The organism is Stenotrophomonas sp. TEPEL (assembly GCF_004348785.1).
GTDB classification, from domain to species: Bacteria; Pseudomonadota; Gammaproteobacteria; order Xanthomonadales; family Xanthomonadaceae; genus Stenotrophomonas; species Stenotrophomonas indicatrix.
Genome location: NZ_QQXJ01000001.1, coordinates 1,309,037 through 1,332,039, shown reverse-complemented (window position 1 = coordinate 1,332,039; position 23,003 = coordinate 1,309,037). Strand labels below are relative to the sequence as shown.

Below are 23,003 nucleotides of genomic sequence, written 5' to 3'. Positions count from 1 at the left end.
GGAGGATTCGATGAACCCGTATGTCTACCTGGCCGGTGCGATCGTGCTGGAGGTGATCGCCACGTCCCTGCTCAAGGCATCGGAAGGCATGACCCGCCTCGGCCCCACGCTGGGCGCGCTCGCCGGTTACGGCGTGTGCTTCTACCTCCTGTCGCTGACGATGAAGTCGATCCCCACCGGCATTGCCTATGCCATCTGGTCCGGCGTCGGCATCGTGCTGATCTCGCTGATCGGCCTGCTGGTGTTCAAGCAGCGCCTGGATGCGCCGGCACTGATTGGCATCGGCCTGATCTGTGCCGGCGTGCTGGTCATCAACCTGTTCTCGCACAGCAGCGCACATTGAGCGCGCCGCTGCACGACCCGCCGCGCTAGGCGACCTTCCTGGCGACGGTCATGCCAAGCACGAACAGCACAACGGCAATGATGATGCCGGCCCAGAACAGGAACTTGGCAATGCCCACGGCAGCGCCGGCGATGCCGCCGAAACCCAGCACACCGGCGATCAGGCCGATGATGGCGAAAATGATGGCCCACTTGATCATGTCGATCCTCTCCCTGGCGGGAATACTGAAGGTGGGATCAGGTTAGGTACGCCGCGATGCCACACGCGTGAACAGGTCGCAGGCGCGGCGTGAAACGAAGCCGCTCAGCGCGGCCGGAAGCGCAGCAGCGCCACTGCGAAAGCGAGGAACACGCTGCCGACCAGGCGTTCGAACCAGCGTTGCGCAAATGGCTTTGCCAGCCAACGGCGCAGCCCATGTCCGCCTGCGGCATACATCACGTACCAGAACAGTTCGCAGGTGGCGAAGGTCGCCACCAGCACCGTGTACTGCACGGCCTGGCCACGCGCGGGGTCGACGAACTGCGGCAGGAACGCGGCGGCGAACAGCAGCAGCTTGGGATTGCTCAACCCCACCAGCAGGCCACCACGGAACACTGCCCAGGCACCGTGCACCGGCGCCAGCGCTGCTGCATCGACGTCTGTCGCCACCGGCGCCTGCCGGTAGCTGTCCCGCCACGCCTTGATGCCCAGCCAGGCCAGGTAGGCCACACCCAGGTAGCGCAGCACATCGAACAGCATCGGCGATGATCGCAGCACCGCGCTCAGGCCGGCCGCGGACGCCGCAAGCACCAGCAGCATCGCCAGCAGGCAACCGGCCATGGCCGGCACGCTGCGACGGAAGCCCAGGCCGACGCTGCGCCCCAGGATGTGCAGCATGTTCGGGCCCGGCGTGCCACACAGCACGAAGACTGTCGCCAGGAACCACCACCAGGTATGCAGGGCCATCACTTCATCCACCGTAATAATCCCTGCAAGGATAGTGCGCAGCGGCTGTCACCACCATGTACAGTCCGGGGTCGATTCGACGGTTACAGCTGCTGCGGCTCAGCCGGTGGCAATGCGCGATGCGCGCAGCTCGGTCATCGCGATGCGCAGCACCCGCAGCGCCGAGCGCAGGAACACGACCAGCAGCGCGATGGCGACCAGCAGGTCCGGCCAACCGGCACCGAACAGCGCCACCAGTCCCGCCGCCAGCACCACCGAAACGCCCTCGAAGATATCGTTGCGTGCGCATTCCCAGGCCGATGCCAGGTTCACGTCATCATTGCGATACGGCGTCAGCAGCCACAGGCAGAAACCGTTGGCAGCCAGGTTCAACAGCGCGGCCAGGCCCATGCTTTCGAACAGGGGGACCTGCGGATGCGCCAGCCGCCATCCGATCTGTGCCGCCACTGCCACGGCCGCCGCCAGGATCAGCACGCCCTTGAACAACGCAACCCGCGCCTTGGCCGCCACGCCGGCCCCCACCACCAGCAGGCTCAGCAGATAGGTCGCCGCATCGCCCAGGTTGTCCAGCGCACCGGAGAGCAGCGAGGACGAGTGGCTGTACCAGGACGCGCCGACCATCATCAGGAACGTCGCCAGGTTGATCAGCAGGACGATCCACAGCACGCGCCGGTGACGCGCCTGCATGGCTGCCACATCCAGCGTCTTGCCGCAGCCACAGCACTCGCCCATCGCCCTGCCCTCTGCCTGTCGTACCCCATTATCACGCCGATCAGGCCCGTCGGCAGCTGCTGCGACGGGTCCACCCACAATTGCGCGCACTGGCCCCTGTTGTGCTGCAATGGCGCTTCCCCGGCACGGAGACACGCATGAAGACGCTTGGCCTGATCGGTGGCATGAGCTGGGAGAGTTCGGCGCAGTACTACCGCCTCATCAACGAAGAGGTACGCGCGCGGCTGGGCGGCGCGCATTCGGCGCAGCTGCTGATGTGGTCGCTGGATTTCGCCCGCATCAAGCAGCTGCAGCACGACGGCGACTGGAATGCCCTGGGCAACGAGATGGTCGATGCCGCGCAGCGGCTGCAGGCCGGTGGCGCCGACCTGCTGCTGATCTGCACCAACACCATGCACAAACTCGTTGCTGAGATCGAGGCGGCCTGCCCGCTGCCCTTGCTGCATATCGCCGACCCGACTGCCACGGCGATCGTGCAGGCCGGTCTGCAGCGCGTCGGCCTGCTCGGCACCGCCTTCACCATGAAGGAAGACTTCTACCGTGGCCGCCTGAGCGAGCGCTTCGGCCTGGACGTACTGGTTCCGGAGGCCGATGACCGCCGCGAGGTACACGCGATCATCTACGAGGAGTTGATCGCCGGGGTGGTCAACGAGCGATCACGACAGGTGTACGTCGAGGTGATTGAACGCCTCGTTGCCCGCGGTGCCCAGGCGATCATCCTCGGCTGTACCGAGATCATGCTGCTGCTACGCGCCGAAGACAGCCCGGTGCCGCTGTTCGACACCACGACCCTGCATGCGCGCGCGGCAGTGGACGCAGCGTTGGCGTAACCCACGGCAGGGTGCAGTCGAACAGGCTCGACTGCACGGTCAGGCGTCCGGTCAGGCAGGCGATTCGGGTTGCACTTCCAGCGAAGTAACCAGCCATTCCACCACCGGTGGCGAATCGCACAGGAAGAACACGGCGTCGCCGCTGCGGGCTTCGGTCAGCATCCGGTAGACACTGATGGTCACGCCCGATTGGCTGGCAATGAAGATCTCGCTGCTGCGCGGCCCGTCGGCCTGGCGGGAAACCCGCCGCAAGGCATCGCGGGCCGCAACCGTATCTTCCGGCTCGGCTTCACGGGTCAGTTCCAGGCCACGCAGGCCCCACGCAACAAAAACACGCTTGCCCTTGAACGTCGTGTCCAGGACCTGCACGTCGGCCGCGCCTGTGCCGGCCGACCGATGAATGACGATACTGCTGATCAACGCAACCCCCTGTGGTCGTCGTGGTCCGCACATCCTTGTCCGCACCCGCGCCAGCGGCCACGGGCGATGCCCGAAGGCCGCGTCCGAAAGCGCTGGAACGTGTAAAAAACTGTAAGCCGATGCAATCGGATGTGCCCGGGATGATACGGGATGTCACGGCCTGCATGCGCCGTCGCACACTTATAAATCCGTCCTGAGCCAGCGCATGCCCCCGTCGTCGCAGAGCGTCGCACGTGCGCCATTCTTGCGTCCCATCCCCCAACCCGAGGTTTCAATGAGCCTTCGCCTGCTACTGCCTTTGGGCGGCTCTGCACTTGCCCTGCTGCTGGCCGCAACCACCGTCTCGGCACAGGATTACGACAGCGAATCGTCACCGCGCACGACCTGCGAATCGCACTTCAACAAGACCCAGCAGTGCCCGTTCGAAGGACGCGCGCGACTGGCGCGGCAGCTGTCGGTGACGCGATGCGTTGAAGATGACAACTGGGGACAGCGCCGCGGCATGCTGTGGGTTACCGACGGCTGCCGCGCCGAATTCGTCGCCGAAGAGCGCGGGCGTGGCCGCTGGCCCGGCCGTGACCGTGATCGCGATGGCGAGCGTCTGGTCTGCGAATCCTACGAAAACAAGGAGAAGCAGTGCCGCATCCGTGTCCGTCATGACGTGCGGCTGGTCAAGCAGAAATCGGTCACCCCCTGCATCGAGGACCGCAACTGGGGCTGGGACCGACGCGGTGTATGGGTCAGCGATGGCTGCCGCGCCGAGTTCCGCGTCTACTGAGTGCGATGGCTGCGGCTGCATCCTCGTTGGAACGAGGCTCCCACAGCAGGAAGCAGCGCGTGCGACGCTGGTATGCGCTAGTGGCGCGCTGGGCGTCGCCCCCCCTCATTTACCCAGGCTTCGCTGCAGCCGGGCGGGACGAGCTCCACCTTACACGGGCCTTGTTCGCGCCCCGGTCCGCCCCGGTCCGCCCCGGTCCGCGACGCACGTTGCGACGCGGATGAATCCGGTGACCCACCAGCCTTGCCGCCCCCTTCAGACAGGTTTCATTCGCCGCGGCACCAAGTGGCCAAAGAAGTACCGCTCCCCTACATCAAAGTGCATGGGCGACGCGAGATAGCGGTCCAGGATGCCAGATGCCTCCTTGGGCTGAAACATGCCTCCATCACCGTAGAACCTGAAGCAGTCCACTCCAGAATACACTTCAAATTTACGCCTCCAGACCAGGAAGCTTCCCCAATCGATCCACTGTGCGCTGTCCTTCGGTACCAGCGATTTCCTCATGAGCCAGACTTGTTGATTCATATCGACGGCCGCTCCGCCGGAGATCGACGCCCCGTCGTCACCAAGGGCGGTCTTCAGCTCGACCAGCCGCGCGTCTACGGCCCTGGTGTACTCGACGTCGCTCAGTCCACTGGCGAAGAACCGTGGCTCGCCATGCATTGGATCCAGCAGGTTGACGATATCCGTCTCGATGGCAGTCCGATCGGCACGACGGCTCAGCGCACGCCAAGCCTCAAGCATGAAGGGAACCAACCAAAGCACGCCGGACCACTGCGCAGCGAGACTCGCCTCGATGCGTAAATAGTTCGGCCCCTCGAGCATGAGCTCTGCAAGGAACTCCAGGTCGTCATCAAGCCCAGCATCCGCGGTGATACCCAAGCAAGCCGATACCAGTGTCGGATCATTTTGCTGATCCAGTATCCAGTGTCTCAGCCTCGATACGTGGCTGAAGTCTGCGCTCTTTGCGCGTTCCAGGACCCATGACAAGGCGATCCAAGGGTCCTCCATCGGCAACTCGTCCGCCGAGATGATTGCCGTCGGCAGGCATTCCGGGTAGTGATATCCGCGCCCCTTCCAGTAGAAACAACCTTCAAGGTACTTCGGCCTTTGGGTGTGTTTGTAGGTGAATTTCTTCATGGCGTACGCAAGATCATAGATGCACTCGTGATTGCCCGGATAGACGGCCTGTCTGCCACTCAGCGGCACAGCCCAAGTGCATCTCGCAATCACCGTGCCGCTGCCGGCTGCAGGCGCCGACCATGGTGGCGACGCTTCTGCGTTCGTCATCAAGCATGGTCAGCAAGGAAGTTCCTTGGCGGCCAGTGACCACGGATATCGCAAAACCGCGATAGTGGAGGAATTGTGGATACGAAGCGACCACAACGAAAAAGGGCCTGCACCGCATGGCGCAAGCCCTTGTTCTATCGACAGTATTGGTCGGGACGGCCGGATTCGAACCGACGACCCTCTGCCCCCCAGGCAGATGCGCTACCAGGCTGCGCTACGCCCCGACTGATGCTGCGATGTGCCCGCCAGTGCGGCGGGCCGTGAAGTATAGCGGATTACGGCGGAAATGGGTCAGCGACGCAGCAGTTGCAGCACTTCTTCCAGTTCCATCCGCACCTGCTTGATGATCTGGTTGCTCAAGGCCGATTCCTCGCGCGCATCCGGGCCATCCAGGCGCAGGCGCGCGCCACCGATGGTGTAGCCCTGTTCGTACAGCAGGCTGCGGATCTGCCGCACCATCAGCACGTCGTGGCGCTGGTAGTAACGACGGTTGCCACGGCGCTTGGCCGGCTCGAGACTGGGAAACTCGGTTTCCCAGTAGCGCAGCACGTGCGGCTTGACGTCACACAGTTCGCTGACTTCACCAATGGTGAAGTAGCGCTTGGCCGGAATCGGCGGAAGTTCGCGGTTACTGCCCGGATCCAGCATAAGCTTCCACCCTCTCCTTGAGCTTCTGGCCCGGACGGAAGGTAACCACCGTACGGGCGGAAATCGGAATTTCCTCGCCGGTCTTGGGGTTGCGACCCGGGCGCTGGTTCTTGCGCCGCAGGTCGAAATTGCCAAAGCCCGACAGCTTCACCTGACGTCCCTGTTCCAATGCTTCACGCAGCACATCGAAGAACGCGTCGACGAATTCCTTGGCTTCCCGCTTGTTCAGACCGACTTCGTCGAACAGCTTTTCCGCCATCTCCGCCTTGGTCAATGCCATTGCCTGCTACCCCCGAGTGCTGCCCGCTCAGCCGCGGATCCGGGCGTGGTGTTCACGCTCGATGGCAGTGACCGCCTCGGCCACTACCGCTTCCACGTCGCGGTCCGTCAGAGTGCGCGACTTGTCCTGCAAAATCAAGCCCATAGCGAGACTCTTGAATCCCGGCTCGACGCCCTGGCCGACATAGCGATCGAACAGGTTCAGCTCGCGCAGCAGCGGACCGGCAGCCTGGCGGATGGTCGCCGCCAGGTCACTCCAAGCCACCTGTTCAGGCACCAGGAAGGCCAGGTCGCGGCGCACTGCCGGGTAGCGCGACAGTTCACCGGCGCGCGGCAGCGCACGGGCCGACAGCGCCTCCAGGTCCAGCTCGAAGGCGTACACGTCCACGTCGATGTCCATCGCCTTGGCCAGGCGCGGGTGGATCTGGCCGATCCAGCCGATGGCCAGGCCGTCGCGGAACACCTCGGCCGAACGCACCGGATGGCCGTAGGCACGGGTGGACGGGCGGAACTCCAGGACCGCGCCACTGGCTGCGGCGAGCGATTCCAGGTCGCCCTTCAGGTCATGGAAATCGACCTTGCGGGTCGGCAGGCCCCACTGCACCGCCTGCGCTTCACCGCAGACCGCGGCGGCCACGCGCGGGGTTTCCAGCGGCGCCGGCTGGCCGTCTCCGGCCTGCTGCGCGAACACCCGGCCAAGCTCGAACAGGCGCACCCGGCCGAGCTGGCGGGCAGCGTTGCGGCCCAACGTGGCGACCAGGCCCGGCAGCAGCGATGGGCGCATCACCGCCAGTTCGGCCGACAGCGGGTTGGCCAGCGGTACCAGATCCTCGCGCAGCTGCCACTGGCCCAGCAGGCCATCGTCAACGAAGGCGAAATTGACGGTTTCCTGCAGATCGCGTGCGACCAGCTGGCGGCGCACGCTCAGCGCGTCCAGCTGGGTCTCGGACGGCATCGCCACGCGCGAGGCACCGCCCGGCAGCGTGGTCGGAATCTCCTCGTAGCCGTGGATACGGGCCAGTTCCTCGATCAGGTCTTCTTCGATGGCGATGTCGAAGCGGCGGCTCGGCGCGGTGACCTGCCAGCCTTCGCCAGCGGCGACCACGTCCATGCCCAGCGCGCGCAGGATGCGCTCGACTTCGGCGTCTTCGATGGTGATGCCCAGCACGCGGATGATGCGCGCGCGGCGCAGCAGGATCGTCGCCGGCTGCGGCAGGTCGGCCTCTCGTACCGCTTCGGTAACCGGCGCCGGGGTACCGCCGGCCAGGTCCAGCACCAGGCGGGTGGCATATTCGATGGCAGTACGCGGCAGCGCCGGGTCGACGCCACGCTCGAAGCGGTGTCCCGCATCGGTGTGCAGGCCCAGCTTGCGGCCGCGGCCCATGATCGCGGCCGGCGCGAAGTGCGCCGCTTCCAGGAACACGGCGGTGGTGGCATCGGTGACGCGCGTATCGAAGCCGCCCATCAGGCCGGCCAGGCCGACCGCGCGATCAGCGTCGGTGACCACCAGGAAGCTGTCGTCCAGCGCAGCATCACGGCCATCCAACAGCTTCAGGCTTTCGCCTGCGCGCGAACGACGCACACCGATCGTGCCCTGCAGGGTGCCGAGATCGTAGGCATGCATCGGCTGGCCCAGCTCGAGCATGACGTACTGGGTGATGTCGACAAGCAGCGATACCGGGCGCACGCCACTGCGGCGCAGGCGCTCGGCCATCCACAACGGGGTCTTCGCCGCAGCATTCACGCCTTCGATGACACGACCCAGATAGCGCGGCGCTTCGGCACCGGCGTCAAGCTGGATCGCCAACTCGCGGGTGCTCTGGGCAGCGATCGGCTCTGCGATGAAATCCAGTACTTCGCTGCGCGTGGCTGCGGCAACGTCATAGGCGATGCCGCGGATGCTGAAGCAGTCGGCGCGGTTGGGGGTCAGCTTGATCTCGATGCTGGCATCCGGCAGGCCGAGGTACTCCACCAGGGACTGGCCGACCGGTGCATCATCGGTCAGTTCCAGCAGGCCCGAGGCATCGCTGTCCAGGCCCAGCTCCTTGGCCGAGCACAGCATGCCGTTGGATTCGACGCCGCGCAGCTTGGCCGGCTTGATCTTCAACTCACCAATCTGCGCACCGACCATCGCCAGCGGCGCGACCAGGCCCGGCCGTGCATTCGGCGCACCACAGACGATCTGCAGCAGCTCGGCCTGCCCCGCATCAACCTTGCATACCTGCAGGCGGTCGGCTTCGGGGTGGCGTTCGGCTTCGACGATACGCGCGACGACCACGTGCTGCAGGCCGTCGCCAAGCGCGGTCACCCCTTCCACTTCCAGGCCGATGGCGGTCAACACCGCGCTGAGCTCATCGCGCGAGGCAGTGGTCGGGACGTGGCTGCGCAGCCAGTTTTCGGAGAATTTCATGGGGTCACCCTGGTGGGCCCGGCGCATGCGCCTGGGCCTGCGTTGTTGAGTCCGCCGGGCATGGCCCGGCGCTGCCTGATGCGTTACGCGAACTGCTTGAGGAAGCGCACGTCGTTCTCGAAGAAGGCGCGCAGGTCGTTGACGCCGTAGCGCAGCATCGCAAAACGCTCCACGCCCATGCCGAAGGCGAAGCCGGTGTAGCGTTCCGGATCGATGCCGACGTTGCGCAGCACGTTCGGGTGCACCATGCCGCAGCCGAGCACTTCCAGCCAGCGGGTGCTGCCATCGGGCTGCTGCCAGGCAATGTCCACTTCCGCGCCGGGTTCAACGAACGGGAAGTAGCTGGGGCGGAAGCGCATCTCGAAATCGCGCTCGAAGAACGCGCGCACGAACTCGGACAGCGTGCCCTTCAGGTCAGCGAAGGTCGAGTGCTCGTCGACCAGCAGGCCTTCGACCTGGTGGAACATCGGCGAGTGGGTCTGGTCGCTGTCGCTGCGGTAGACCTTGCCGGCGGCGATCATGCGCAGCGGCGGCTGGTGTTCGCCCATGTAGCGCACCTGCACACCGGAGGTATGCGTGCGCAGCAGCCGGCCGTCACCGAAGTAGAAGGTGTCATGCATGGCGCGCGCCGGATGGTGCGGCGGGAAATTCAGCGCTTCGAAGTTGTGCCAGTCGTCCTCGATCTCCGGCCCTTCGGACAACTCATAGCCCAGCCGGCCGAAGATGCCGGTAATGCGCTCGAGGGTACGGGTGATCGGATGCAGGCCGGCGCGTTCGCCGCTGCGGCCCGGCAAGGTGATGTCGATCGCCTCGGCTGCCAGCCGCGCATCGAGCGCAGCATCTTCCAGCACCGCCTTGCGCTCGCCCAGCGCGCTGCTCAGCGCGTCGCGGGCCTGGTTGATGGCCTCACCGGCCGCCTTGCGCTCGTCGGCCGGCAGCGCACCGAGCTGCTTGAGCTGCGAGGTGATGCTGCCGCTCTTGCCAAGCAGGGCCACGCGCAGCTGCTCCAGCGCGTCCGGGCTCTGCGCGGCGGCCACGTCAGCCAGCGCCTGGGAAGTGAGGGATTGGATGTCGCTCATGGGTAGCCGGAACTCCAGTCGGTCTGCCATCGCGATGCGCGAAGGGCCGCGCCGTCGCAACCGCTTGCCGGTCGCCCGCCATCTGCACGGCTGCGCCCGGCACAAAAAAGAATGGGGAAGGACTTGCGCCCTTCCCCATGCATTGCCTCTACCTGACACCGTTCTCCGTGAACGGCAACGGCATCGGGAAGGACTTATGCCGCCAGTGCGCCCTTGGCCTTTTCGGCCAGTGCAGCAAAGCCAGCTGCGTCGTGCACGGCAATGTCAGCCAGAACCTTGCGGTCCAGGGTGATGCCAGCCTTCAGCAGGCCGTTCATGAAACGGCTGTAGCTCAGGCCGTTGATGCGGGCAGCCGCGTTGATGCGGGTGATCCACAGCGAACGGAAGTTGCGCTTCTTCTGCTTACGGCCGATGTAGGCGTACTGCTGTGCCTTGATGACCGCCTGCTTGGCGACGCGGAAGACCTTGCGACGGGCATTGTAGTAGCCCTTCGCCAGATCCAGGATTTTCTTGTGGCGGCGACGCGCCTGTACGCCACGCTTTACTCGTGCCATGTATCAGTCCTCAGAGGTAGGGAAGCATGCGGTCCAGACGGCCTGCGTCTTCTGCGCGGACGTGATTCGTCTGACGCAGGTTACGCTTACGCTTGGTCGCTTTCTTCGTGAGGATGTGGCTACGGTTGGCGTGGCCGCACTTGTACTTGCCCGAGGCGGTCTTGCGGAAACGCTTGGCCGCTGCCCGGTTGGTCTTGATCTTGGGCATTGCAATGTCCTTGATGGGATATGACCCTGGTTTCTGACTGATCTGGCGGCGGCCTGGGCCGCTCTTTCCGTCCTGCCATGATCGGCGTACGACCCGTCCTGGGTGGGTCGAGCCGGGCATGATACAGGCAAATCCGCCCTGTAACCAGCCCCCACACCGTTTTCACACCGAGGCCGGCCCCGCCGCCCCGCAAAAAGCAAAAGGACGCCAGCGGCGTCCCTTCACCTTGATCCATTCAGCCGCCAGGCGCCCCGCGAGGCAGCCCGTCAGGCGTCAGGTCTTCTTCTTCGGCGCGATCATCATCACCATCTGACGCCCTTCCAGGCGCGGACGGGATTCGATGACGATGTCTTCGCCCAGATCGGCTTCGATCCGGCCAGCCATCTCGCGGCCCAGTTCCTGGTGGCTCATTTCACGGCCACGGAACCGGATGTTGACCTTGATCTTGTCGCCTTCTTCAAGGAAACCGCGCATCTTGCGCAGCTTGATCTGGTAGTCGCCTTCGTCCGTGACCGGACGGAACTTCACTTCCTTGATCTCGACCTGCTTGGTCTTCTTCTTGGCCTCGCTGGCCTTCTTCTGGGCTTCGAACTTGAACTTGCCGAAGTCCATGATCTTGCACACCGGCGGGTCGGCCTGCGGCTGGATCTCGACCAGGTCCAGGCCTTCATCTTCGGCCATGGACAACGCTTCGTCTCGCGTCAACACGCCGATCATTTCTCCGTCACTGCCGATCACGCGGACGCGCGGCACACGGATTTCCTGATTCTTGCGGTTCTGTTTGTTGTCAGGGGTACTGATATTGCGATCTCCCAAGGGTGTCGAACCCGGCCCGGGCGCCAATGCGCACGGGCCGGACCTTTGTTTACGCGCCCTCGGCCTGGAGCCGCTCGGTGAAAGCCTGGAGGCTCATGCTGCCGAGATCTTCGCCAGAACGCGTACGCACCGCCACAGCGCCGTTTTCCTTCTCGCGGTCACCAATGACCAGCAGGTACGGCACGCGCTGCAGCGTGTGCTCGCGAATCTTATAGCCGATCTTCTCGTTACGCAAATCGGCGCTGACGCGGAAGCCTTGATCCGCAAGGCTTTTGGTCACCGCAGAGACGTATTCAGCCTGCGCATCGGTGATATTGGCCACCACCACCTGGGTCGGTGCCAGCCAGACCGGGAACTGGCCGGCATGGTGCTCGATCAGGATGCCCAGGAAACGCTCCATCGAGCCGACGATGGCCCGGTGCAGCATCACCGGATGCTTCTTCTGGCTGTTCTCGTCCACGTATTCAGCGCCCAGACGGCCGGGCATCATGAAATCGACCTGCATGGTGCCCAGCTGCCAGGTGCGGCCGATGGCGTCCTTCAGGTGGTACTCGATCTTCGGGCCGTAGAAGGCGCCCTCGCCCGGCAGCTCCTGCCATTCCACGCCACAGGCGGTCAGCGCCGAACGCAGCGCGCCCTCGGCCTTGTCCCAGGTGGCATCGTCACCCAGGCGCGATTCCGGGCGCAGGGCGATCTTGATCTGGATCTCGTCGAAGCCGAAGTGCTGGTATACCGCCAGTGCCTGCTGGTGGAACGCGGTCACTTCCGATTCGATCTGCGCCTCGGTGCAGAACACGTGGCCGTCGTCCTGGGTGAAGCCACGCACGCGCAGGATGCCGTGCAGCGCGCCGGAAGGCTCGTTGCGGTGGCAGGAACCGAATTCACCGTAGCGGATCGGCAGGTCGCGATAGCTGTGCAGGCCCTGGTTGAACACCTGGATGTGGCCCGGGCAGTTCATCGGCTTGACCGCGTAGGTGCGCTTCTCCGATTCGGTGAAGAACATGTTGTCCTGGTAGTTGTCCCAGTGGCCGGACTGCTTCCACAGGCTCACGTCCAGGATCTGCGGGCAGCGCACTTCGCCATAGCCGCTGTTGCGGTAGACCTTGCGCATGTACTGCTCGACCACCTGCCACAGCGCCCAGCCCTTCGGGTGCCAGAACACCAGGCCCGGTGCTTCTTCCTGCAGGTGGAACAGGTCCTGCTGCTTGCCGATGCGACGGTGGTCGCGCATCTCGGCTTCCTCGATGCGCTTGATGTACGCCTCGAGCTGCTTCTTGTCGGCCCACGCAGTGCCATAGATGCGCTGCAGCTGTTCGTTCTTGGCATCGCCACGCCAGTAGGCGCCGGAAATGCGGGTCAGCTTGAAAGCCTTCAGGAAGCGGGTGTTCGGCACGTGCGGGCCGCGGCACATGTCCACGTATTCCTGGTGGTAGTACATGCCCATCGCCTGGATGTCGTCGGACATGTCTTCGATCAGGCGCAGCTTGTAGTCCTCGCCACGGGCCTTGAAGATCTCGATGACTTCCGCACGCGGCGTCATCTTCTTGATGACGTCGTAGTCCTGCGCGATCAGCTCGCCCATGCGCTTTTCGATCGCCGCCATGTCTTCGGGGGTGAACGGGCGCTCGGAGTAGATGTCGTAGTAGAAGCCCTCGGCGATCACCGGGCCGATCACCATCTTCACGTCCGGATAGAGCTGCTTGACCGCGTGGCCGACCAGGTGGGCACTGGAGTGGCGGATGATTTCCACGCCCTCCTCGTCCTTGGCGGTGATGATGCGCAGGGACGCATCGTGGTCGATGACGTCACTGGCATCGACCAGCACGCCATCCACCGAACCGGCGATGGTGGCCTTGGCCAGGCCGGCGCCGATCGACTGGGCGACGTCCATGACGCTGACGGGGTTTTCGAATTCGCGGCGGCTGCCGTCGGGAAGGGTAATCGTGATCATTGCAATGACTTCATGCGGGGCCCGCCGTGGCGGGCTGGAAAGCGCTCCCGGGCGGTCGTCCGGGCAATAAAAAAGCGCCGCGAGGGCGCCTGGAATGCAGGGCCTTCGGGGCAGGTCAACAGTGGGCGGTGGTAGTGCTCATGTCGCACGCTCGGCCGGCGCAGTGCGCGGGCCACCTTGGTTCCAGGATGTGGTTGCCCGTGATCTTAAACCAGCGGCGGACAAAGCCCAAGCGGTGCCTGAATGGCGATGGCTGGCGGCGTGAAAACGCAATGATTACCATGTCCGCGCAGCCCGCCCCGTGCCAGCCTGCCCGCTTCCCCCAGGACCCCCAGGACCCTGCAATGCGCCACCCGCCCCGACCGGCGCCTGCCGGTCCCGCCCGTGCCCCGCGTTCACCGGCCATATGCCGAGCCCGGAGCCCCCGATGATCACCGTTGGCCTGTCGACCCTGGGTTTCTGCAGTCTCGGCATGCTGTCGGCGATGTTCTCCGCGCTGGCCTTCTATGCCGCCTCCCCGCACTGCCGCTGGCCACGCCTGCGCCGTGCCGGGCGCCTGGGCCGGCAGATCGGTCTGGTCGCTGCCGTTGCTGCGCTGTGGCTGTGGATGGCCGAACTGGGCTTTGCCGCCGGCCTGGTGGCGATGCTGTGCACCTGGATGCTGGCCGCCATGCTGCTGCCGGCACTGGCCGCGTGGCACCGCCCCGATGTGGAGCCGCGCTGATGTGGTCGCGCGCACTGGCCGGCATCTTCGCCGGCTTCTTCCTTGCCGCTGCGGCGACCGGCCTGGTCGCATGGCTGCCGCCGGGCCCCTGGCAGAAGGCCTTGGTGCCGAGCCTGATCGCGTTCGTCCCGTTGTGGATGCTGGCTGCGCTGTGGGCGTTCAGTTTCCGCAGCGCGTTGCGCGCCTGGCTGACCCTGGCCGGCTGCGCGGCCCTTGGCTTCGCCGTACTCGGCCTGCTGCGCTTGGCCGGCGCAGTACAATGAGATCGACTGCATGAAGTTCAGTTCACAGACCCTGCGCACGTTCACCACCCTGCACACCTGGGTCGGCCTGGTCGCCGGCTTCGGGCTGTTCGTGGCGTTCTATGCCGGCGCACTGACCCTGTTCCACCACGATCTGCCGCTATGGCAGACGCCCGGCGCAGCAACCGCCTTGCCCGCCGGCCTGGATGACGCCCAGTACCTGCTCGACGATGTTCTGGCCACGCATGCGGAAGCGCGACGCCACGTCGGCATGACCTTCCCGGGCGCCGATCATCCGCAGCCGCTGGCCTACTGGCAGGCCGAAGACGGCAGCTGGCGCTATGCATGGCCGGGACAGACCGGCGGCAGCCCGACGCCACCGCAGACCGGGTTGGCCGAACTGGTCAACGAACTGCATTACAGCCTGGGCCTGCCGGTGGCCGGCGTCTACGTGATGGGCATCGTCAGCCTGCTGTACGGCATGGCTCTGCTCAGCGGCCTGGTGATCCACCTGCCCAAGCTGCTGGGCGATCTGTTCGCGCTGCGCCCGGGCCGCAATCTCAAGCAGCAGTGGCAGGACGCACACAACGTGATCGGCGTGCTCAGCCTGCCGTTCCATCTCATGTTCTCGGTGACCGGCACCCTGCTCTGCCTGGTGTTCATGCAGATGGCGGTACTCGATCCCCTGATCTACGACGGCAAGGCGCTGCAGGCGGTACCGACGGCGATGGATACGGCGCCGCTGCGCGAAGCCAGTGGCATCCCTGCCGCACCGGGCAGCCTGCGTGAACTGCATGCACGGGCATTGGAAGTGGCGCGCGCACAGGGCGTGGCCAACTTCGAACCGGTGTACCTGAAGCTGGCCAATGGCGGTGATGCCAACGCGACCATCGAGATCACCGGCGAGGCCAGCGGCACCCTCGGCCCGCTCGGCGCTGTTGCACTGGATGTCGAGAGCGGCCGCGTGCTGGCCAGCCAGCTGCCCGGCCAGCGCGATGCCAACCACGCCACGCTCAGTGCGGCCTACGCCCTGCATTTCGGCGAGTTCGGCAACGGCGTGGTGGTCTGGCTGTACTTCCTGCTCGGCCTCGGCGGCGCCTTCCTGTTCTATTCGGGCAACCTGCTGTGGATCGAATCGCGCCGCAAGCGCCGTCAGCCGCAGCAGTTGCGCGCGGCCGTCAACATGGCGCGGGCCACGGTGGGCGTCTGCATCGGCCTGTGCGTGGCGATCTCAGTGGCGTTCGTTGCCGCGCAGGTACTGGAGCTGGCCGCGCCGGCCATGGTCGACCACGGCATCCGCTGGGCCTGCTTCGTGACCTGGGCGGCGTGTGCGCTGTGGGCAGCCCTGCGCCGCCCGGCACAGGCCGCGCGCGAGCTGCTGTGGGCGGCGGCAATCAGTACCGCGCTGGTGCCGCTGGCACATGGCGCACTCAGCGGTGACTGGCTGTGGCTGGCCGCCGCACGCGGTCACTGGCCGCTGTTCTGGATCGATGCGATGGCACTGGCGATGGCGTTTGGCTTTGCGCGCCTGGCGTACGCGAGCCAGCGGCGGGCCCGCAACGGTGACCCCAACAGCGTGTGGGCGAACTGACCAGGCCAGCTCGCAGCACGCTGGGTTTACATGGCTTCCACGTAGCGGGCCACTTCGATCAGATTCCCATCCGGATCACGGAAGTACACCGACTCGATCGGCCCCAACGCTCCGGTACGCGGCACCGGTCCTTCTTCAATCGTTACCTGCTGGGTCTGCAGGTGGGCCAGCACCGCCTGTACGCCCAGCGGGGTGATCAGGCACAGATCGGCGCTGCCACGGGTCGGTCGCAGCGCGTGGGGCTGCAGCGGCGCGCTGGCCGGGTGCAGGTTGATCTTCTGCTGGCCGAACTGCAGGGCGACGCGGCCGGCGCCGAAGCGCACGACCTGCATGCCCAGCACGCGCTGGTAGAAGTCGCAGCTGCGCTCGATGTCGGCAACGGTAAGCACCAGATGGTCCAAGCGGTCGATGATGATCATGCGCGCAGCTTAGCGCTGCGTGCATGGCGCCGATGTGCGGTTTCGGGCCACAGCGTTTGCCCGTCACCGCCGGACCGGCCTCTGGCCGAAAATGTCGAACCGGTCAGTCGCCGACGCGGGCCTTCTGCCACGGAGCAAGCATGGCGTTGAGCAGGCTGGCCTGCTCGTCGTCACCGGTCAGCTCCCACATGAAGACACCGGCCAGGCCCTGCTCGCGCGCGAACTGCGCACGCAGGCCGATGGAGCGCGGATCCTCGTAGCTGATGAAGATCTTCTGCGCCGGGTTGTACAGCCACGGGCTCTGCGCCTGCGGTTGCCATTGCTTCGTCCAACCCGGCTGGTCGAGATAGCGCGCCTTGATCACCCGCCAGTCACCGGCATCGGCCGGCGCGCTGTAGGCCTGGTACAGGCCGTCCGCCGACTCGCCGGTGACCTTGAAGCCGCGCCCGTAGAACGGCACGCCCAGCACCAGCTTGGTCGCCGGCACGCCATGCTCGCGGTAGTACTGCACGGCACCGGCCACGTTGTTCCAGCGCCGCAGTTCCGGCGCCAGCGGGTCTGCAGGCACTTCATGCAGCGGTGCATTGAAAGTCGACACCGCCGAGAAGCCAGTGCCCATGTCGTAGCTCATCAGGTTGATGAAATCGAACACCTTGGCCAACGCCGGCAGATCGTAGCTGGCGGCGGGGTCATAGGGCCCATCGGTCTGCAGGCGGCCGGCGGCCAGCGCGGCGGTCAGCAGCATCGGCTGCCCCGCCATTCTGCCGCGGGCATCCAGCGCCAACCGGAAGGCCTGCGCAAGCCTGGTCAGGTTGGCACGGTCCTGCGGCCGGTGCGCCAGTTCCTTCGGGCCACCGCTGACGGGGAACTCCCAGTCGATGTCCACGCCATCGAAGCTGCCGGCATGGCGCTCGAAGAACAACGCCATGCACGAATCGACCAGGCGCCTGCGGCTGGTCTCGGTCAGCGCCGCATCGGAGAACCCGCCCGCGCCCCAGCCCCCGATCGAAATCAACGTGCGCAGATGCGGATGCCTGCGCTTGAGCTCGGCCAACGCGGCGAAGTTGGCTGGCGCCTCGGCACCGATCGCACAGCGTCCGTTCTCGATGGTGGAAAACGCATAGAACAGATGGGTGAGTCGTTCGGCCGGGATGCTCGATACCGGATAGCGCTCGGCGGAACCGCCGGGATAGTACGCACCGAAGATCGGCGGTTGCGCCGGTTGCGCCTGCGCGGCAATGGGCAGGGTGCCGGCGATCAGCACTGCAAGTACGGCCAAGGTCTGGCGGAACATGGAAACTCCCGGGTCGAAGGCGCCGCCACGTTAGCAAACAGATCGGCCCGTGGTGCAGATGTCCGTGCATGTCGTCCGACGGACAGGCGCAGATCGATGCAAGATGACATCGACGTGGCCGACGGGTTGCTGCGGCATTCCGCAGCAGGACAACGCGGGTCCCGGCTGGGCTAAGGTAGCGCTGGAATTTCACTGGCACACGGACATGACCACCGACCACGACGCAGACGACGCACTGCTCGACGACGAGACTCTGGAGAAACTGCAGGCGCTGGAGGCCCGTGCCTATGCGGCCTTCGATGCGGGCAACCTGGCTGATGCAGCAGTCCTGTTCGGCCAGCTCGTCGAATGGACGCCCGACATCCCCCACCTGCACTACATGCGCGGGCTGGCACACAAGTACCTGCGCGAGTGGTCGTTGTCGCTGCAGGACAACCTCCGCGCCGAGCAGCTGCGCGATGAAGTCGATGAGGCCACCACGTGGAATGCCGGAATTGCCGCCACCGGCGCCGGTGACTGGGCCGAGGCGCGTCGGCAATGGACCCGCTGCGGCATCACCCTCCCCGAGGGTGAAGGCCCGATCGACGGCAATTTCGGCGTTGCCTGTGTTCGCCTGAACCCGTGGTCCAGCGGCGAGACCGTGTACATGCGGCGGCTCGATCCGGTGCGCGCGCGGCTGGAGAACGTGCCGCTTCCAGAGAGCGGGTTCCGCTTCGGCGACATCGTGCTGCACGACGGTGCCTCCACAGGGCGCCGCCCCTACGGCGAGCGCGACGTACCGGTGTTCAATGCCATGCAGCGCCTGCAGCAGTCGGACATGGCGACCTACGCCGTGTTCGTGCAATGCGGTTCGCAGGACGACATCGCCGCGCTGCGCGCAATGACATTGCCCGGCATCGGCCTGGTCGAAGACTGGACCCATTCGGTACGTCACCTGTGCCTGCGTTGCAGCTATGGCGCACCTCACCAGCACGGTGACGACAGCCACGATGATGACGGGAGCTGGGCGCGCGAACGCAATCTCGGTATTGCCGCACAGGGCCGCGCTGCGGTCGAAAAACTGATGTCGGCCTGGGCCGCGGCAGGCACCGGGCGCGCGCTCGATGCGATCGAACACCGTGAGCACCCGCAGCAGGATCCGCAGCTGGGCCAGGTGTGGTGGCTGGGTCAGGAAGAAGCAGAGGAACAGTCGCCGTAGGCTGATGCGCGGCAGAGGTTACAGGCAAAGAAAAAGCGGGCCGAAGCCCGCTTTTTCATTCCAGCGATGTCAGCTGCGGCGTGTCAACCAAGGTTGACACCTACCGTAATCGACCTGCGGTCGATTACTCGGCGCTGGCGCCTTCGCCTTCCTCGACGGCCTTCATCGACAGGCGGATACGGCCCTGCTTGTCGACTTCCAGCACCTTGACCTTGACCACATCGCCTTCCTTCAGCACGTCGCCGACCTTCTCGACGCGGTCGCTGGAGATCTGCGACACGTGGACCAGGCCGTCCTTGCCCGGCAGGATGGTGACGAACGCACCGAAGTCCATGATCTTGGCGACCTTGCCTTCGTAGATGCGGCCCGGCTCGACGTCCGAGGTGATCTGCTCGATGCGGGCCTTGGCGGCCTGGGCAGCGATGGCATTGACCGAAGCGATGACGATGGTGCCGTCATCCTGGATGTCGATCTGGGTGCCGGTTTCCTTGGTGATGGCCTGGATGGTCGAACCACCCTTGCCGATCACTTCGCGGATCTTGTCCGGATGGATCTTGATGGTCAGCAGGCGCGGCGCGTAGTCCGACAGCTCCTCACGCGGGGCGGTCAGGCCGTGGGCCATTTCGCCCAGGATGTGCAGACGGCCAGCCTTGGCCTGCTGCAGAGCCTGCTTCATGATCTCTTCGGTGATGCCTTCAATCTTGATGTCCATCTGCAGAGCGGAGATGCCCTCAGCGGTACCGGCAACCTTGAAGTCCATGTCGCCCAGGTGATCTTCGTCACCCAGGATGTCGGACAGGACGACGAAGCGATCGCCTTCCTTGACCAGGCCCATGGCGATACCGGCCACCGGAGCCTTCACCGGCACGCCGGCGTCCATCAGGGCCAGCGACGAGCCGCAGACCGACGCCATCGACGAGGAACCGTTCGACTCGGTGATTTCCGAGACGACGCGGATGGTGTACGGGAAGGATTCCAGCGACGGCATCACTGCCAGCACGCCGCGCTTGGCCAGACGACCGTGGCCGATCTCGCGACGCTTCGGGCCCATCATGCGGCCGCACTCACCCACCGAGTAGGGGGGGAAGTTGTAATGGAACAGGAAGTTTTCCTTGTACTCACCGGAGACGGCGTCGATGACCTGGCCGTCACGGGCAGTGCCCAGGGTGATGGTCACGATGGCCTGGGTCTCACCACGGGTGAACAGCGAGGAACCGTGGGTACGCGGCAGCACGCTGGTCTTCACGGCGATCGGGCGGACAGTGTCCAGCGCACGGCCGTCGATGCGGACCTTGGTGTCCAGCACCGAGTTGCGCATGGTGCTGTATTCCAGCTCGCCGAATTCCTTCGACAGCTCGGCCGGGTTCCAGCCCTCGGCGGCGACGCGGCCAGCCAGGGTCTCCAGCACGTCCTTCTTGATCGCGGAGATGGCATCGCGACGCTGCAGCTTGTCGCGCACCTGGAAGGCTTCACCCAGACGCGGGCCGATGGCTTCCTTCAGGGCGCTGATCAGCGCTTCGTTCTTGGCCGGGGCTTCCCAGGTCGACGGCTTGGTGCCGGCTTCGACGGTCAGCTCGTTGATGGCGTTGATGACCTTCTGCATCTCGCGGTGACCGAAGGTCACAGCGCCCAGCATCACTTCTTCGGACAGCAGCGCGGCTTCCGATTCCACCATCAGCACGGCGTTGGAGGTACCGGCGACGACCAGCTCCAGCTGCGAATCCTTCAGCTCGGTCACGGTCGGGTTGAGGATGTACTGGCCATCCTTGTAGCCGACCTTGGCAGCGCCGATCGGGCCCATGAACGGGGTGCCGGCCAGCGACAGGGCGGCCGAAGCGCCGATCAGGGCCGGGATGTCACCGTCGATGTCCGGGTTCAGCGACATCACCGTGGCGATGATCTGGACTTCGTTCTTGTAGTCTTCCGGGAACAGCGGACGGATCGGACGGTCGATCAGACGCGAGATCAGGGTTTCCTTCTCGGTCGCGCGGCCTTCGCGCTTGAAGAAGCCACCCGGGATACGGCCACCGGCGTAGAACTTCTCCTGATAATCGACGGTCAGCGGGAAGAAGTCCTGGCCCTCACGCGCGCTCTTGGCGGCAACGGCGGAGACCAGCAGCACGGTGTCGTCGAACTTGACGATGACGGCGCCACCGGCCTGACGGGCGATTTCGCCAGTCTCAAGCGTGACGGTGTGCTTGCCGTACTGGAAGGTTTTGGTGATTTTTGCCACGGATGGTGTCCTTGGGATGCTGTCTGCGAATGGACCGTGGGCGACCCTTGCCGCCAACGGATGACCGGTCGTTCCGGTCTGAAAATGGTATTGCGGTGCTACAAAACAAAACCGCGGCGCATCGCTGCGCCGCGGGGTATTCGTTGCTTAGCGACGCAGGCCAAGCTTCTCGATCAGGGCCTTGTAACGCTCGACGTCCTTCTTCTTCAGGTAGTCGAGCAGGCTGCGGCGGCGGTTGACCATCTGCAGCAGGCCGCGGCGGCTGTGGTGATCCTTCTTGTGGGTCTTGAAGTGGCCGGTCAGCAGTTCGATGCGGGCGGTCAGCAGTGCAACCTGGACTTCCGGGGAGCCGGTGTCAGCCGAGCTGCGCTTGTTGTCTTCAATGACCTTCTGGGTGTCGATCGACATGTCTTTTTTTCTCTGTGATGCGTGGCCGGCAGGAACGCGCTTTCGCGCACCGCCTGGCTCGCCGTGAACCAACAAATGGATGAAACCCGCCTGCGGCAGGCTGCCGTAAAACGGCCGCGGAATTGTAACGGCCAGGGGCTTCTGGAACAAGGTCCGGGGCTGAACCGGGCCTCCCCGTTCAGAGGTTGAAGCGGCGCTGCGGGGCCAGCAGACCGCTGTCGTCGACCTGGCCCAGGCCCTGCACCACCGATCCAGGACCAAACACCGCCACCAGGCCGCGCGGCCAGGAGAGGTCGCGCTGGCGCTGGCCCACGCAGAAGCGCTGGGTCTGCCCGGCATCCAGGTCGACCCGTGGGTACTCGGACAGGCCCGCCGCCAGCGGCAGCAGCAGCGCGTCCATGGCGGCTTCGTCCTGCGCGTCCACCAGGGCCCTCAGCTGCTCCAGGGTGACCATCGCCGGTTCGCGGAACGGCTCCACCCACAGGCGCCGCAGGGCGCTGATGTGCGCGCCACAGCCCAGCGTTTCACCCAGGTCACGGGCCAGACTGCGGATATAGGTGCCCGAGCCGCAGGTGACCCGCAGCCGCAGCCGCTCGGGCTGCTGCTCCACAATCTCGATGGCGTGAACCATCACCTGGCGCTCGGGCGCCTCGATGGCGTCGCCGCGGCGGGCCTTCACATACAGCGGCTCCCCGCCCTGCTTGAGCGCGGAATAGATCGGCGCACGCTGCAGGATCTCGCCAAGCAGCGGCGCGATCGCCGCCTGCAGGGCCTCGGGGCTGATCACGGGCACCGGCCGCTCGAGCAGCACCTGGCCCTCGGCGTCATCGGTATCGGTGGTCTGGCCCAGCACGATCTCGGCGTCGTAGGCCTTGGCCGAGCCCAGCAGCAGGCCGGCGATCTTGGTCGCCTCGCCGAAGCACAGCGGCAACAGGCCGGTGGCCAACGGGTCGAGGCTGCCGGTGTGGCCGCCCTTCTCCGCACGGAACAGGCGACGGGCGACCTGCAGCGCGGCGTTGGAGCTCATGCCAGTCGGCTTGTCGAGCAGCAGGATGCCATCCAGGCGGCGGAACTGAATTCGGGTCATGACAGGTACGGATAGCGCCGGGCCATGCCCGGCGAGCGCGCAGCGCGATCTGCATCAGACATCGCGCAGCCGGAATGCAACAACGCCGGGCATGCCCGGCGTCGCGCGGTTATTCTTCGTCGCCTTCGCGACGCTTTTCGGCGGCGACGGTATCTGGCAGGTCGCGCAGCAGGTTGTCGATGCGCTCGCCACGATCGACCGAGTCGTCGTAGTGGAAATGCAGCTCCGGCACATGCCGCAGCTTCATCGCGCGGGCCAGCTCCATGCGCAGGCCCCAGGCCAGTTCCTTCAGGCCCTTCACGGCTTCAACCGAACGTTCCGGCATCAGCGCGGTGACGAACACCTTCGCATGAGCCATGTCGCGGGTGATTTCCACGTCGGACACGCTCACCGAGGGCAACCCGTGTTCGCGCACGGCGTTGTGCACCAGGGTGCCGAGTTCACGGCGCAGCTGGGCGGAGACACGGTCGGTTCGATGGAAAGTCTTGGGCACGAGGGACTCTTGATTCAGTTGTCGCCCCCCC

26 protein-coding genes and 1 tRNA gene are annotated in these 23,003 nt (G+C 65.4%); 7 read left to right on the top strand and 20 right to left on the bottom strand.

What is annotated here, in order from left to right; translation table 11 throughout:
• Window positions 1-10: 10 nt before the first annotated feature.
• The gene (locus TEP_RS05865) at window positions 11-343 is read left to right on the top strand and encodes an SMR family transporter (RefSeq protein ID WP_025876322.1); all 333 of its coding nucleotides are present in this window, start codon (window positions 11-13) and stop codon (window positions 341-343) included.
• A 25-nt stretch (window positions 344-368) separates the two neighbouring features.
• On the opposite strand, the gene TEP_RS05860 is transcribed toward TEP_RS05865, so the two are convergent.
• The 3 genes from TEP_RS05860 to TEP_RS05850 form a co-directional block, all read right to left on the bottom strand.
• The gene (locus TEP_RS05860; RefSeq protein ID WP_132824600.1) at window positions 369-542 is read right to left on the bottom strand and encodes a DUF1328 domain-containing protein; all 174 of its coding nucleotides are present in this window, start codon (window positions 540-542) and stop codon (window positions 369-371) included.
• Between the two features lie 104 nt (window positions 543-646).
• Window positions 647-1,288 carry a LysE family translocator gene (locus TEP_RS05855; protein ID WP_032978625.1) on the bottom strand — a complete coding sequence of 214 codons (642 nt, stop codon included), beginning with the start codon at window positions 1,286-1,288 and terminating at the stop codon, window positions 647-649.
• A 99-nt stretch (window positions 1,289-1,387) separates the two neighbouring features.
• Window positions 1,388-2,020, bottom strand: a complete 633-nt coding sequence (locus tag TEP_RS05850; protein WP_025876315.1) for a cation transporter — start codon at window positions 2,018-2,020, stop codon at window positions 1,388-1,390.
• Window positions 2,021-2,157: 137 nt separating this feature from the next.
• Here TEP_RS05850 and TEP_RS05845 point away from each other — a divergent pair, with 137 nt between their 5' ends.
• Window positions 2,158-2,850, top strand: a complete 693-nt coding sequence (locus tag TEP_RS05845; RefSeq protein WP_132824599.1) for an aspartate/glutamate racemase family protein — start codon at window positions 2,158-2,160, stop codon at window positions 2,848-2,850.
• A gap of 51 nt (window positions 2,851-2,901) precedes the next feature.
• Here the strand turns inward: TEP_RS05845 and TEP_RS05840 are convergent, their stop codons facing one another.
• Window positions 2,902-3,270 (bottom strand): hypothetical protein, encoded by a 369-nt coding sequence (locus TEP_RS05840; RefSeq protein WP_240790636.1) that lies wholly within the window; start codon window positions 3,268-3,270, stop codon window positions 2,902-2,904.
• 274 nt (window positions 3,271-3,544) lie between these two features.
• Between TEP_RS05840 and TEP_RS05835 the strand changes: the two genes are divergently transcribed.
• Window positions 3,545-4,048 carry a DUF3011 domain-containing protein gene (locus TEP_RS05835; RefSeq protein WP_132824597.1) on the top strand — a complete coding sequence of 168 codons (504 nt, stop codon included), beginning with the start codon at window positions 3,545-3,547 and terminating at the stop codon, window positions 4,046-4,048.
• Window positions 4,049-4,303: 255 nt separating this feature from the next.
• Here TEP_RS05835 and TEP_RS05830 read toward each other — a convergent pair whose 3' ends face one another.
• The 10 genes from TEP_RS05830 to thrS form a co-directional block, all read right to left on the bottom strand.
• A complete protein-coding gene (locus tag TEP_RS05830) occupies window positions 4,304-5,188 on the bottom strand; it encodes a hypothetical protein (protein ID WP_206140189.1) in 885 nt (294 codons plus the stop codon).
• A 297-nt stretch (window positions 5,189-5,485) separates the two neighbouring features.
• Window positions 5,486-5,562, bottom strand: a tRNA-Pro gene (locus TEP_RS05825).
• Between the two features lie 67 nt (window positions 5,563-5,629).
• Window positions 5,630-5,986 (bottom strand): MerR family transcriptional regulator, encoded by a 357-nt coding sequence (locus tag TEP_RS05820; protein WP_005410431.1) that lies wholly within the window; start codon window positions 5,984-5,986, stop codon window positions 5,630-5,632.
• On the bottom strand, window positions 5,967-6,266 hold the full coding sequence (locus TEP_RS05815) for an integration host factor subunit alpha (RefSeq protein WP_005410432.1): 300 nt from the start codon (window positions 6,264-6,266) through the stop codon (window positions 5,967-5,969). Before TEP_RS05815 ends, TEP_RS05820 begins: the two co-directional genes overlap by 20 nt.
• A gap of 27 nt (window positions 6,267-6,293) precedes the next feature.
• Entirely contained in the window at window positions 6,294-8,675 is a 2,382-nt protein-coding gene (gene pheT, locus TEP_RS05810; RefSeq protein WP_132824596.1) for a phenylalanine--tRNA ligase subunit beta, read from the bottom strand.
• Window positions 8,676-8,758: 83 nt separating this feature from the next.
• Window positions 8,759-9,754: a phenylalanine--tRNA ligase subunit alpha gene (gene pheS / locus TEP_RS05805; protein WP_032978609.1), complete on the bottom strand. Its 996-nt coding sequence runs from the start codon at window positions 9,752-9,754 to the stop codon at window positions 8,759-8,761.
• A 194-nt stretch (window positions 9,755-9,948) separates the two neighbouring features.
• A complete protein-coding gene (gene rplT, locus TEP_RS05800) occupies window positions 9,949-10,308 on the bottom strand; it encodes a 50S ribosomal protein L20 (protein ID WP_005410435.1) in 360 nt (119 codons plus the stop codon).
• 10 nt (window positions 10,309-10,318) lie between these two features.
• On the bottom strand, window positions 10,319-10,516 hold the full coding sequence (rpmI, locus tag TEP_RS05795) for a 50S ribosomal protein L35 (RefSeq protein WP_002811096.1): 198 nt from the start codon (window positions 10,514-10,516) through the stop codon (window positions 10,319-10,321).
• Window positions 10,517-10,789: 273 nt separating this feature from the next.
• On the bottom strand, window positions 10,790-11,332 hold the full coding sequence (gene infC / locus TEP_RS05790; RefSeq protein WP_025876259.1) for a translation initiation factor IF-3: 543 nt from the start codon (window positions 11,330-11,332) through the stop codon (window positions 10,790-10,792).
• Between the two features lie 49 nt (window positions 11,333-11,381).
• Entirely contained in the window at window positions 11,382-13,283 is a 1,902-nt protein-coding gene (gene thrS / locus TEP_RS05785) for a threonine--tRNA ligase (protein ID WP_132824595.1), read from the bottom strand.
• 427 nt (window positions 13,284-13,710) lie between these two features.
• Between thrS and TEP_RS05780 the strand changes: the two genes are divergently transcribed.
• The 3 genes from TEP_RS05780 to TEP_RS05770 are packed head-to-tail and all read left to right on the top strand — an operon-like array spanning window position 13,711 to window position 15,840.
• The gene (locus tag TEP_RS05780; RefSeq protein ID WP_025876254.1) at window positions 13,711-14,007 is read left to right on the top strand and encodes a hypothetical protein; all 297 of its coding nucleotides are present in this window, start codon (window positions 13,711-13,713) and stop codon (window positions 14,005-14,007) included.
• Window positions 14,007-14,270 (top strand): hypothetical protein, encoded by a 264-nt coding sequence (locus TEP_RS05775; RefSeq protein WP_093820578.1) that lies wholly within the window; start codon window positions 14,007-14,009, stop codon window positions 14,268-14,270. Before TEP_RS05780 ends, TEP_RS05775 begins: the two co-directional genes overlap by 1 nt.
• Before the next feature lie 10 nt (window positions 14,271-14,280).
• Entirely contained in the window at window positions 14,281-15,840 is a 1,560-nt protein-coding gene (locus tag TEP_RS05770; protein WP_132824594.1) for a PepSY-associated TM helix domain-containing protein, read from the top strand.
• A 26-nt stretch (window positions 15,841-15,866) separates the two neighbouring features.
• Here the strand turns inward: TEP_RS05770 and TEP_RS05765 are convergent, their stop codons facing one another.
• Together TEP_RS05765 and TEP_RS05760 are read right to left on the bottom strand one after the other, a co-directional pair.
• On the bottom strand, window positions 15,867-16,259 hold the full coding sequence (locus tag TEP_RS05765; RefSeq protein ID WP_132824593.1) for a VOC family protein: 393 nt from the start codon (window positions 16,257-16,259) through the stop codon (window positions 15,867-15,869).
• A gap of 103 nt (window positions 16,260-16,362) precedes the next feature.
• On the bottom strand, window positions 16,363-17,553 hold the full coding sequence (locus TEP_RS05760) for a glycoside hydrolase family 18 protein (protein WP_132824592.1): 1,191 nt from the start codon (window positions 17,551-17,553) through the stop codon (window positions 16,363-16,365).
• A 205-nt stretch (window positions 17,554-17,758) separates the two neighbouring features.
• On the opposite strand from TEP_RS05760, the gene TEP_RS05755 reads away from it, so the two are divergent.
• Window positions 17,759-18,751: a hypothetical protein gene (locus TEP_RS05755; protein ID WP_132824591.1), complete on the top strand. Its 993-nt coding sequence runs from the start codon at window positions 17,759-17,761 to the stop codon at window positions 18,749-18,751.
• 124 nt (window positions 18,752-18,875) lie between these two features.
• Here the strand turns inward: TEP_RS05755 and pnp are convergent, their stop codons facing one another.
• The 4 genes from pnp to rbfA form a co-directional block, all read right to left on the bottom strand.
• On the bottom strand, window positions 18,876-20,984 hold the full coding sequence (pnp, locus tag TEP_RS05750; RefSeq protein WP_132824590.1) for a polyribonucleotide nucleotidyltransferase: 2,109 nt from the start codon (window positions 20,982-20,984) through the stop codon (window positions 18,876-18,878).
• A 147-nt stretch (window positions 20,985-21,131) separates the two neighbouring features.
• A complete protein-coding gene (gene rpsO, locus TEP_RS05745) occupies window positions 21,132-21,392 on the bottom strand; it encodes a 30S ribosomal protein S15 (RefSeq protein ID WP_005410445.1) in 261 nt (86 codons plus the stop codon).
• A 178-nt stretch (window positions 21,393-21,570) separates the two neighbouring features.
• Window positions 21,571-22,479, bottom strand: coding sequence for a tRNA pseudouridine(55) synthase TruB (gene truB / locus TEP_RS05740; RefSeq protein ID WP_132824589.1), 909 nt, complete (start codon window positions 22,477-22,479; stop codon window positions 21,571-21,573).
• Window positions 22,480-22,588: 109 nt separating this feature from the next.
• Complete coding sequence (gene rbfA / locus TEP_RS05735) at window positions 22,589-22,972, bottom strand: 30S ribosome-binding factor RbfA (RefSeq protein WP_025876229.1); 384 nt, start codon at window positions 22,970-22,972, stop codon at window positions 22,589-22,591.
• Window positions 22,973-23,003: the final 31 nt, after the last annotated feature.

Coding starts and splice junctions, on each gene's coding strand:
- TEP_RS05775 (WP_093820578.1), top strand. CDS start 14,007: ATGTGGTCGCGCGCACTGGCCGGCATCTTCGCCGGCTTCTTCCTTGCC.
- TEP_RS05830 (WP_206140189.1), bottom strand. CDS start 5,188: ATGAAGAAATTCACCTACAAACACACCCAAAGGCCGAAGTACCTTGAA.
- pheT (WP_132824596.1), bottom strand. CDS start 8,675: ATGAAATTCTCCGAAAACTGGCTGCGCAGCCACGTCCCGACCACTGCC.
- TEP_RS05755 (WP_132824591.1), top strand. CDS start 17,759: ATGACCACCGACCACGACGCAGACGACGCACTGCTCGACGACGAGACT.
- TEP_RS05865 (WP_025876322.1), top strand. CDS start 11: ATGAACCCGTATGTCTACCTGGCCGGTGCGATCGTGCTGGAGGTGATC.
- TEP_RS05815 (WP_005410432.1), bottom strand. CDS start 6,266: ATGGCATTGACCAAGGCGGAGATGGCGGAAAAGCTGTTCGACGAAGTC.
- TEP_RS05835 (WP_132824597.1), top strand. CDS start 3,545: ATGAGCCTTCGCCTGCTACTGCCTTTGGGCGGCTCTGCACTTGCCCTG.
- truB (WP_132824589.1), bottom strand. CDS start 22,479: ATGACCCGAATTCAGTTCCGCCGCCTGGATGGCATCCTGCTGCTCGAC.
- rpmI (WP_002811096.1), bottom strand. CDS start 10,516: ATGCCCAAGATCAAGACCAACCGGGCAGCGGCCAAGCGTTTCCGCAAG.
- TEP_RS05845 (WP_132824599.1), top strand. CDS start 2,158: ATGAAGACGCTTGGCCTGATCGGTGGCATGAGCTGGGAGAGTTCGGCG.
- TEP_RS05780 (WP_025876254.1), top strand. CDS start 13,711: ATGATCACCGTTGGCCTGTCGACCCTGGGTTTCTGCAGTCTCGGCATG.
- TEP_RS05765 (WP_132824593.1), bottom strand. CDS start 16,259: ATGATCATCATCGACCGCTTGGACCATCTGGTGCTTACCGTTGCCGAC.
- TEP_RS05855 (WP_032978625.1), bottom strand. CDS start 1,288: ATGGCCCTGCATACCTGGTGGTGGTTCCTGGCGACAGTCTTCGTGCTG.
- TEP_RS05850 (WP_025876315.1), bottom strand. CDS start 2,020: ATGGGCGAGTGCTGTGGCTGCGGCAAGACGCTGGATGTGGCAGCCATG.
- TEP_RS05760 (WP_132824592.1), bottom strand. CDS start 17,553: ATGTTCCGCCAGACCTTGGCCGTACTTGCAGTGCTGATCGCCGGCACC.
- rpsO (WP_005410445.1), bottom strand. CDS start 21,392: ATGTCGATCGACACCCAGAAGGTCATTGAAGACAACAAGCGCAGCTCG.
- rplT (WP_005410435.1), bottom strand. CDS start 10,308: ATGGCACGAGTAAAGCGTGGCGTACAGGCGCGTCGCCGCCACAAGAAA.
- TEP_RS05860 (WP_132824600.1), bottom strand. CDS start 542: ATGATCAAGTGGGCCATCATTTTCGCCATCATCGGCCTGATCGCCGGT.
- TEP_RS05820 (WP_005410431.1), bottom strand. CDS start 5,986: ATGCTGGATCCGGGCAGTAACCGCGAACTTCCGCCGATTCCGGCCAAG.
- TEP_RS05770 (WP_132824594.1), top strand. CDS start 14,281: ATGAAGTTCAGTTCACAGACCCTGCGCACGTTCACCACCCTGCACACC.
- thrS (WP_132824595.1), bottom strand. CDS start 13,283: ATGATCACGATTACCCTTCCCGACGGCAGCCGCCGCGAATTCGAAAAC.
- pheS (WP_032978609.1), bottom strand. CDS start 9,754: ATGAGCGACATCCAATCCCTCACTTCCCAGGCGCTGGCTGACGTGGCC.